Raw genomic sequence first — 9,348 nt, 5'->3', positions numbered from 1 at the left:
CCACCCCCTGGTCCCGGCCACCCAGGCATGGGCGGCCGACATCGAGAAGGCCTCGGGCGGCACCATCAAAATGACGGTCTTCCCTTCCGAGCAGCTCGGCAAGGCATTCGACCATTACGACATGGCGCGCGACGGCATCGCCGATATTACCTATGTCAATCCCGGCTACCAGCCCGGCCGGTTCCCGATCGCCGCGGCCGGCCAGCTCCCCTTCGTGTTCTCCGACGGCAAGAAGGGCACGCTGGCGCTCAACGAATGGTACCACAAATACGCGCCGACCGAAATGAAGGACACCCATCTGTGCTTTGCCTTCATCCACGATCCCGGCACGCTGCACGGCAAGAAGAAAATCCTTTTGCCGATGGATCTCAGCGGCCTGAAGGTGCGGCCCGCGCAGAGCACCATCGGCGAAATGGTCAAGATGTTCGGCGGCACCAACGTCCAGGCCTCGGCGCCGGAAGCACGCGATGCGATTGAACGCGGCGTGGCGGATGAAATCACATTCCCCTGGGGATCGATCTTCCTCTTCGGCATCGACAAGGTCGTCAAGTATCACATGGACGTGCCGCTGTACTCGACGGTCTTCACCTACAACATCAATCTCAAAACCTACGATTCGCTCTCGCCGGCGCAGAAAAAAGTCATGGACGATCACTGCACGCCGGAGTGGGCCTCGAAAGTGACCGACCCCTGGACCGATTTCGAGGCCAACGGCCGGGTCAAGATGAAGGCCCTGCCGGGCCACGATGTCTATCCGCTGACGCCGGAACAACTTGCGGAGTGGAAGAAGGCCGTCAAGCCGCTGCACGACAGCTGGGCCGAGGCGGTGAAGAAGGCCGGAGGCGATCCGGCCGCCATCGACGGCGACCTGCAGGCCGCGCTGAAGAAGTTCGAGGCGGGGATCTAGTCGGCTACTTCCCTTCACCTCTCCCCGCTTGCGGGGGGCCGCTTGCGGGGGGCCGCTTGCGGGACAGGTCGGATCCCCCCTGGGCAATCCGGGTGAGGGGTTGCAGGTCAAGCAATCGGCTCCAGCGTTCGCGGATAGTCCCCTTCACCCCAACCCTCTCCCCGCAAGCGGGGAGAGGGGGCAACCACCACCTAGTGATGGCGCAACCCCTCGAAGTCAGCAGCGACGGAACATCCGGCAGCCCGCCCGGGCCGCCGCGCCAGAACGTGATGGATCGCTTCATCGATTCGATCGAATGGATCGCAGCGTTCTTTGTCGGCGTCGTCGCGCTCAATACCTTTACCGCGGTATTCATGCGCAAATTCTTCGCGGTCACGATTCCGGATTACTATAATTTCGGCCAGTTCCTGCTCGGCATCCTGATCTTCTGGGGCATTGCCGCCACCTCGTATCGCGGCACCCATATCACCGTCGATCTGCTCTGGGCAAATGCGACCCCAAAGTACCAGCGCTTGATCGACGTATTCGCCACGCTGGTGCTGTTGTTCGTGGTGACGGTGCAGACCTACACGCTGTTCGACAAGGTCATGAACACCCGGGCAGAACATATCGTGACCATGGACCTGCAGATCCCGATCTGGCCGTTCTTTCTGGTGTCATGGATCGGCGACGTCTCCGCGGTGCTTTTGATCGCGATCCGGACCTACCGCCTGATCTTCCATCCCGAAGATATTCACGATGTCAAACTCAAGACCGCGGAGTAGGCGGCCATGAGCAACGCAGCGGTCGCCCTGATCGGGTTTGTCAGCTTGTTCGCGCTGATGTTGCTGCGGGTGCCGGTCGGCATGGCGATGGGCCTCGTCGGCATTACCGGGTTCGGCTACCTCACCGGCTTCGCCCCGGCGCTGAAGCTGGTCGGCCAAACCACGATGCGCACGGTGACGGACTATTCCTTCGGCGTGATCCCGATGTTCCTGCTGATGGGCGCGTTCGTATCGGTCTCCGGCATCAGCCGTGAGCTGTTCCGCGCCGCCAACACCTTTGTCGGTCACTGGAAAGGCGGGTTGGGCATCGCCACCATCGGTGCCTGCGGCGCCTTCGCGGCGATTTCAGGTTCTTCGGTGGCGACTGCGGCGACCTTCTCCGCCGTCGCCTATCCGGAGATGCGGCGCTACGGCTATCCGCAATCGTTTGCGACCGGCGTGATCGCGGTCGGCGGCACGCTGGGCGCGATGCTGCCGCCGTCCACGGTGCTGGCGGTCTATGGCATCATCACCCAGCAGGACATCGGCAAGCTGTTCATCGCCGGCATCCTGCCGGGATTGCTGGCGATCGCGATGCACATGATCACGATCGCGATCATCGGCCTGGCCAAGCCCAAATTTCTGCCGGCCGGCGAAAAAAGCTCCTGGCCGCAAAGGATGATCGCGTTGCGCGATGTCTGGTCGCCGCTGTTGCTGTTCGTTTTCGTGATCGGCGGGCTCTATGGCGGCTTTTTCATTCCGACGGAAGCGGGTGCGGTCGGGGCGGTCGGGGCGTTCCTGATCGGCATCCTGCGCGGCAAGCTGTCGAAGGACGGAATCCTGCAGTCGCTGTTGCAGGCGACGCGCACCGCGGCCGCAGTCTTCACCGTGCTGATCGGCGCGCTGTGCTTCGGCTATTTTCTCACCATCACCCAGACGCCTCAGAACGTTACCGAATTTCTTACCGGGCTCGGCATCGGCAGATATGGCATTCTGGCGTTGATCCTGTTGATGTACCTGGCGCTGGGCTGCCTGATGGATGCCTTGGCGATGGTGATCCTGACGGTGCCTATCGTGTTTCCGGTGGTGACAGCACTCGGGTTCGATCCGATCTGGTTCGGCATCATCATCGTCATGACCGTCGAACTCGGTCTGATACATCCCCCGGTCGGGATGAACGTGTTCGTCATCAAAAGCGTGATCAAGGACGTCAACATGTCCACGATCTTTCTTGGCGTGCTGCCGTTCGTGGTCACCGACCTGATCCGGCTTGTGATCCTGATCCTGTTCCCCTTGATCGCGACCTGGCTGCCACAACGCATGGTCGGTTAGGGCATGATCCGGAATAAACCGGGGGCACCGGTGTTCCCAACGGACCATGCTCAACTAAGAGAGCGCTCATGACACCGCGGCTTTCGACCAGATATGTCTTCAGCCTCGCCATCAAGGTCGGCGTTCCGATCGTTGCCGGCGATCTCGGCTACGGCGTCAGGCGTATCATTCCGATCCTTGGCGGCGAGTTGCACGGCGAGGGCATCAAGGGGACGATCTTTCCGTATGGTGCCGACTTCCAGACCATTCGCCCGAACGGCTTTACCGAAGTCGAGGCGAAATACGCCTTCAAAATGGAGGACGGCGCCATTGTTTACATCGAGAATGTCGGCATTCGATTCGGTCCGAAGGAACTGCTCGACCGCATCGCCCAAGGCGAGATTGTCGATCCCGCCCTGATCTATTTTCGCTCGGTGCCCAGATTCGAGACCGGAGCCGTGAAATATCGCTGGTTGATGGAAAACCTGTTCGTCGGCGTCGGCGCCCGCTACCCGGACCGCGTCGAGATAGAAGTGCATCAGGTACTATAAGGCCGACGTGCCACTGAAATGCGTTGGGGAAGAAAACGCGGCAGTCAAGAGTTGACAGAGTGATTGACTCCCCCTGAGTTAGTTATAAATTATAACTATTCATGAAGGACACAATACGCCGATGGAAAAAGCCGACCCGGCCGCCAATGCGGATTCGTCCGCGCTCCTCCGTATCGAGAGCGCAGGCGCGGTGCTGACCGTGGGCCTCAATCGGCCGGCCAAGCGCAATGCGCTCAATGACGGCATCATCCTCGCGATCCAGGATTGCTTCGTAAATCTCCCGGACGGGATAGGCGCGGTGGTTATCCATGGCATCGGTGACCACTTTTCATCCGGACTCGATCTTTCGGAGCTGACGGAGCATGATGCGACCGACGGCTTGCGACATTCGCAGATGTGGCACCGGGTGTTCGATCGCATTCAATACAGCCGCGTGCCCGTGATCGCGGCGCTGCGGGGCGCGGTGATCGGCGGCGGACTGGAACTCGCCTGTGCCGCGCACATTCGTGTGGCCGAGCCCAGTGCCTATTTCGCGCTGCCGGAGGGCCAGCGCGGGATCTTCGTCGGCGGCGGCGGATCGGTGCGGCTGCCACGGCTGATCGGGGTCGCACGGATGATGGATATGATGCTGACCGGAAGGGTTTATCCGGCGACCGAGGGGGCGTCTTTTGGCTTTGCGCAATATCTCACTGAGGAAGGCAACGCGCTGGCGAAATCGATCGAACTCGCCGCGCAGGTCGCAAAGAACGCACCTCTGACGAATTTCGCCGTGTTGCAGGCTTTGCCGATGATCGCGGAAACCAATCCGCAATCCGGCTTGCTGATGGAATCGCTGATGGCGACGGTGGCCCAGAGCGACAAAGAAGCCAAGCTCCGGATTCGGGCATTTCTCGAGCGCAAGACCAGCAAAGTGAAGCCTTCCTGACATGAGCCTGAATCCCGACATTTCGGTCCCGGCAGCGCGCAGCGGTGCGGCGCTGCGCCCGATCGCGTTCGCCGATCCCGCCGTCACAATCGATCGTCGCGATGACGGCACGATCTATCTCAGGCCAAAAAAGCCGCTCGGCGAATATCCGGTTCGATTGACCGACCGCCTGCACCATTGGGCCAGGACCGAGCCGGACCGCGTCTTCATGGCGGAGCGCGAGGGTGGCCATGGCTGGCGGCAAATCACCTACGCGGAATTGCTGAAATCAAGCCGGCATATCGCCTCGGGCCTGCTGGCACGCGGCCTCTCCGCCGAGAAGCCGGTCGTGATCCTCTCCGGCAATTCGATCGACCACGCGCTGATCGCGTTCGGCGCGCTGTATGCGGGGATACCGTTCTGCCCGGTGTCGCCGGCCTATTCGCTGGTGTCGAAGGACTACGGCAAGCTTTCCCATCTGATGAAGCTGTTGACCCCCGGCCTGGTATTCGCCGATGACGCGGAAAAATTCGCCGATGCGCTCGAAGCCAACGTGCCGGCCGCGGCCGAGATCTTGGCGTCCTATGGTGCGTTGTCCGGCCGCCACGTGACGATGCTCGCCGACTTGATGGCGAGCCCGCTGCATCCCGGCCTCGATGCGGCACATCAGGCCATCGGCCCCGATACGATCGCGAAATTCCTTTTGACCTCCGGTTCGACCGGCCATCCGAAAGCGGTCATCAATACCCAGCGGATGATCTGCGCCAACCAGGTGATGATCCGCGAAACCATGGCTTTCCTGAAGGACGAGCCGCCGGTCATCGTCGACTGGCTGCCGTGGAACCACACCTTTGGGGGCAATCACGATGTCGGGCTGACCCTGTTCAACGGCGGTTCGATGTATCTTGACGCCGGCAAGCCGATGCCCGGCGGCATCGAGGAGACGGTGCGTAATCTCCGCGACATTTCGCCGACGGTGTATTTCAACGTGCCGAAGGGGTACGAATCGCTGTTGCCCTATTTGCGCGACGACAAGGCGCTGCGCGCAACGTTCTTTCATCGCCTGCAGGCGATGTTCTTCAGCGGTGCGTCGCTGTCGCCCTTTGTCTGGGACAGCCTCGACGAACTCGCCGTGCAGGAAACCGGCTTTCGCGTGCCGGTCCTGACCGGGCTCGGCGCCACCGAGACCGCGCCGTTCTTCATGTCGGTCAATCCGGTTACCAGCCGCTCCGGCCATGTCGGACTTCCGGTATCCGGCAACGAAGCCAAACTTGTGCCTGATAACGGCAAGCTGGAGGTCCGAGCCAAAGGGCCGAACGTCACGCCGGGCTATTGGCGGCAGCCGGAGCAGACCGCCGCCGCGTTCGACGAGGAAGGTTTTTACAAGCTCGGCGACGCGCTCAAGCCGGCCGTCTTGGACGATCTCAGCGCCGGCTTTGATTTCGATGGCCGCATCGCCGAGGATTTCAAGCTCGCCAGCGGCACCTGGGTCAGCGTCGGTCCGCTGCGCGCCCGGTTTGTCGCGGCCTGCGCGCCGCTGGTGCGCGACGTCGTGATCGCCGGCATCAACCGCGACGAGGTGTCGGCGCTGGTCATCCTCGACCTCGACGGCTGCCGCCTGATCAACCCGACGTTGCCGTTCGACGACCTCGCAGCGACTGCGTCCGACGCCCTGATCCGCGAGGCATTTCGCGAACGGCTGGTCAGTTTTCTTTCGACCTCGACCGGGTCGGCGACCCGGATCACCCGCGGCGTCCTGCTCGACACGCCGCTGTCGATCGATCGCGGCGAGGTTACCGACAAGGGCTCGATCAACCAGCGCGCGGTACTGGACTGCCGCAACGGCCTGATCGAGGAGCTTTATTTGCAGACGCCGCCAGCCCACGTGATAACGCTTTAGCCAACGTCGAACACCGAATTCACCCGAGGGGGAAATCATGCAGCTGAAAGATCATGCCGCCATCGTCACCGGGGGCGCATCGGGACTGGGTGCTGCGACCGCGCGCCGGCTGGCGGCAGCGGGCGCCAAGGTCGCCGTGTTCGACCTCAACACCAAGCTTGCGGAGAGCGTCGCCGCCGAGATCGGGGGGATCGCGGTGACCTGCGACGTCGCCGACGCGGCTTCGGCGGAGGCCGCCCTCGTTACCGCGTCCAAGGCGCTTGGCCCGGCGCGGGTGCTGGTCAATTGCGCCGGCATCGGAGTGGCCAAACGGGTGATCGGCCGCGACGGGCCGATGGCGCTGGCCGATTTCGAAAAGGTGATCCGGGTCAATCTGATCGGCTCGTTCAACATGCTGCGGCTGGCAACGGCCGGGATGTCGAAGCTGGAGCCGGTTTCGACCGGCGAGCGCGGCGTCGTGATCTCCACCGCCTCGGTTGCGGCCTATGACGGACAGATCGGGCAATCGGCCTATTCGGCCTCGAAGGGCGGTATCGTGGCGATGACGCTGCCGATCGCGCGCGAACTTGCGCAGTTCGGCATTCGTGTTCTCACCATCGCCCCGGGGCTGTTCCTGACCCCGCTCTTAGCCAATCTGCCGCAGGAGGCGCAGGACTCGCTCGCCGCTTCGATACCGTTCCCGCGCCGGCTTGGGCAAGCGGACGAGTTCGCCTCGCTGGCGCTGCACATGATCGACAATCCGTATCTGAACGGCGAGGTGGTGCGGCTCGATGCCGCGCTGCGCATGGCGCCACGCTGAAGGGCATTCCATGTTCGTCCATCGTCGTGACGTGCAGATCCAGTGGGGCGACTGCGATCCCGCTGACATCGTCTATTACCCGCGCTACTTTGCGATGTTCGACGACTCGACCTCGATCATGTTCGAGGCCGCCGGTTTCTCCAAACAGCACATCATCAAGAAGTATGGCCTGGTCGGCATCCCCATGGTCGACACGAGGGCGAAATTCTATATTGCCTCGACCCATGGCGACTGGATCACCATCGAGAGCCGGGTCGAGGGTTTCAAGCGTTCGAGCTTCGAGGTGACCCACAAGGTGTTCAAGGGCGATGCGCTGGCGATCGAGGCGTTCGAGACCCGGGTGCTGGTCGGACGTCATCCGGACGATCCGGCACGGCTGAAGTCGGCGCCGATGCCGGAGGAGGTCGTTGCGAGGTTCATGCGTGACTGACCCGGCAGAGACCATGACCTCAAGAAGCGGCAAAATGGCCGACGGAAATTTGATCCAGGCTGGAAAATAACACCGAAGGGAGGCATCCATGAATAGGCTTTGTCTGTCGGCCGCGGCCGTCGCGGCGTCGCTCGCCCTGCCGGGGTTGCCCGCGCTGGCGCAGACCAATGAAATCACCATCGGCATCAGCATCACGACCACCGGACCCGGGGCGGCGCTCGGCATTCCCGAACGCAACGCGCTGGAATTCGTGGCGAAGGAAATCGGCGGCGTACCGCTGAAGGTCATCGTGCTCGACGACGGCGGCGATCCGACCAACGCCACCACCAACGCCCGCCGCTTCGTTACCGAGTCCAAGGCCGACATCATCATGGGCTCGTCGGTAACCCCGCCGACCATCGCGGTATCCAACGTCGCCAACGAGGCCGGCATTCCCCATATCGCCCTCTCGCCCTTCCCGATCACGCCGGATCGGGCAAAATGGTCGGTGACAATGCCGCAACCGATACCGATCATGGGCAAGGTTCTGTACCAGCACATGAAGGCGCACAACGTCAAAACCGTCGGCTATATCGGCTACTCCGATTCCTACGGCGATCTGTGGTTCAACGACCTGAAAAAACAGGGCGAAGCACAGGGTTTGCAGGTCGTCGACGAGGAGCGTTTCGCGCGGCCCGATACGTCGGTCGCCGGCCAGGTGCTGAAACTGGTCGCGGCCAATCCCGACGCGATCCTGGTCGGCGCCTCCGGCACCGCGGCGGCGCTGCCGCAGACCGCGCTGCGCGAGCGCGGTTACACCGGCCTGATCTACCAGACCCATGGCGCCGCCAGCATGGACTTCATCCGCATCGCCGGAAAGGCGGCGGAGGGTGTGCTGATGGCCTCGGGCCCGGTGATGGATCCCGAGGATCAGCCCGACAGCGCGCTGACCAAGAAGCCCGGATTGGCCCTGGACCAGGCCTACGAAGCAAAATACGGCGCCAACAGCCGCAGCCAGTTCGCCGGACATGCCTATGATGCATTTCTGGTGCTCGAACGGATTATCCCGGTCGCGTTGAAGACGGCGAAGCCGGGAACGCTGGAATTCCGCGAGGCGATACGCCAGGCGCTGATGAGCGAACACGACATCGCCGCCAGCCAGGGCGTCTATAACTTCACCGAAAAGGACCGATATGGCCTCGATGATCGCTCACGCATCCTTTTGACCGTGAAGGACGGCAAATACGTTCTGGTAAAGTGAGCGGCTGAGCCGCAGGCCCGGTGCAACCTCTCCCCCCGACGCAAGCGAAGCTTGCGCTGGGCGCGGTACCCACGAGGGGGGAGGGAGCGCACCGCCATTGCCGCGATACCGATCCTTCGATCGGACGGTACGCGCAATCCTGATTCACTTTTCAAACAGCCAAGCCACGTATCTCGCGACCGTTATTGCGTTGCCGCGATATCATCAATCCATCTTCGCCAAGCAAAGAAAGCTCGATTGCTTCGTCGCAAGGCTGCTCGCAAAGACGTTGTCTCAAACACACGTTCGCGCCTCGCGGCGCGATGCGCCCGAGCCTTTGCCAGAATCGTACGCCCCGAGAAAACAGAGGGCGTGGGGAATGCCGGATGCCCAGTGGCACCCGCAGCCTCGCGTGCAGAAAACGGCCATCTCGCACACGAGTATTCACAGCGAGGCACCGGAAAACACCCGGCATTCCCGCACGCAATGGTTTTACGGTTTATACGCGCTCTCCCCGGCGATAGCTTGTTGCCACCGTCGCCTTCGGATTAAGGTTTTGTCGAGCCCGGTTGGGCCAACGAGCC

Annotated in this window: 9 protein-coding genes; all 9 read left to right on the top strand. The window is 62.3% G+C overall.

The window, feature by feature from the left end; translation table 11 throughout:
- Positions 1 to 907 (top strand): TRAP transporter substrate-binding protein (locus ABSG20_RS22020; protein WP_423866624.1); only part of this gene is annotated, 907 nt, incomplete at its 5' end.
- A 269-nt stretch (positions 908 to 1,176) separates the two neighbouring features.
- A complete protein-coding gene (locus ABSG20_RS22015) occupies positions 1,177 to 1,671 on the top strand; it encodes a TRAP transporter small permease (protein ID WP_423866625.1) in 495 nt (164 codons plus the stop codon).
- Between the two features lie 6 nt (positions 1,672 to 1,677).
- The gene (locus tag ABSG20_RS22010) at positions 1,678 to 2,982 is read left to right on the top strand and encodes a TRAP transporter large permease (protein WP_423866623.1); all 1,305 of its coding nucleotides are present in this window, start codon (positions 1,678 to 1,680) and stop codon (positions 2,980 to 2,982) included.
- A gap of 68 nt (positions 2,983 to 3,050) precedes the next feature.
- Positions 3,051 to 3,512: a DUF3237 domain-containing protein gene (locus ABSG20_RS22005; protein WP_423866622.1), complete on the top strand. Its 462-nt coding sequence runs from the start codon at positions 3,051 to 3,053 to the stop codon at positions 3,510 to 3,512.
- Positions 3,513 to 3,633: 121 nt separating this feature from the next.
- On the top strand, positions 3,634 to 4,437 hold the full coding sequence (locus tag ABSG20_RS22000) for a crotonase/enoyl-CoA hydratase family protein (RefSeq protein ID WP_423866621.1): 804 nt from the start codon (positions 3,634 to 3,636) through the stop codon (positions 4,435 to 4,437).
- A 1-nt stretch (position 4,438) separates the two neighbouring features.
- Positions 4,439 to 6,316: a feruloyl-CoA synthase gene (locus ABSG20_RS21995; protein WP_423866620.1), complete on the top strand. Its 1,878-nt coding sequence runs from the start codon at positions 4,439 to 4,441 to the stop codon at positions 6,314 to 6,316.
- Positions 6,317 to 6,353: 37 nt separating this feature from the next.
- Positions 6,354 to 7,115 (top strand): SDR family NAD(P)-dependent oxidoreductase, encoded by a 762-nt coding sequence (locus ABSG20_RS21990; protein ID WP_423866619.1) that lies wholly within the window; start codon positions 6,354 to 6,356, stop codon positions 7,113 to 7,115.
- Positions 7,116 to 7,125: 10 nt separating this feature from the next.
- Positions 7,126 to 7,545, top strand: a complete 420-nt coding sequence (locus ABSG20_RS21985) for an acyl-CoA thioesterase (protein ID WP_423866618.1) — start codon at positions 7,126 to 7,128, stop codon at positions 7,543 to 7,545.
- 88 nt (positions 7,546 to 7,633) lie between these two features.
- Positions 7,634 to 8,785: an ABC transporter substrate-binding protein gene (locus ABSG20_RS21980; protein ID WP_423866617.1), complete on the top strand. Its 1,152-nt coding sequence runs from the start codon at positions 7,634 to 7,636 to the stop codon at positions 8,783 to 8,785.
- The last annotated feature ends 563 nt before the right edge of the window (positions 8,786 to 9,348 follow it).

This window comes from Bradyrhizobium sp. (genome assembly GCF_049512235.1).
Taxonomy (GTDB): Bacteria; Pseudomonadota; Alphaproteobacteria; order Rhizobiales; family Xanthobacteraceae; genus Bradyrhizobium.
Note: the sequence above shows the minus strand (reverse complement) of the source record. Positions and strands in the feature narration are given on the sequence as shown.

Bases quoted from the DNA above. Each gene is read 5' to 3' on its own strand.
- ABSG20_RS22015 (WP_423866625.1), top strand. From the start codon at position 1,177: ATGGATCGCTTCATCGATTCGATCGAATGGATCGCAGCGTTCTTTGTC.
- ABSG20_RS22010 (WP_423866623.1), top strand. From the start codon at position 1,678: ATGAGCAACGCAGCGGTCGCCCTGATCGGGTTTGTCAGCTTGTTCGCG.
- ABSG20_RS22005 (WP_423866622.1), top strand. From the start codon at position 3,051: ATGACACCGCGGCTTTCGACCAGATATGTCTTCAGCCTCGCCATCAAG.
- ABSG20_RS22000 (WP_423866621.1), top strand. From the start codon at position 3,634: ATGGAAAAAGCCGACCCGGCCGCCAATGCGGATTCGTCCGCGCTCCTC.
- ABSG20_RS21995 (WP_423866620.1), top strand. From the start codon at position 4,439: ATGAGCCTGAATCCCGACATTTCGGTCCCGGCAGCGCGCAGCGGTGCG.
- ABSG20_RS21990 (WP_423866619.1), top strand. From the start codon at position 6,354: ATGCAGCTGAAAGATCATGCCGCCATCGTCACCGGGGGCGCATCGGGA.
- ABSG20_RS21985 (WP_423866618.1), top strand. From the start codon at position 7,126: ATGTTCGTCCATCGTCGTGACGTGCAGATCCAGTGGGGCGACTGCGAT.
- ABSG20_RS21980 (WP_423866617.1), top strand. From the start codon at position 7,634: ATGAATAGGCTTTGTCTGTCGGCCGCGGCCGTCGCGGCGTCGCTCGCC.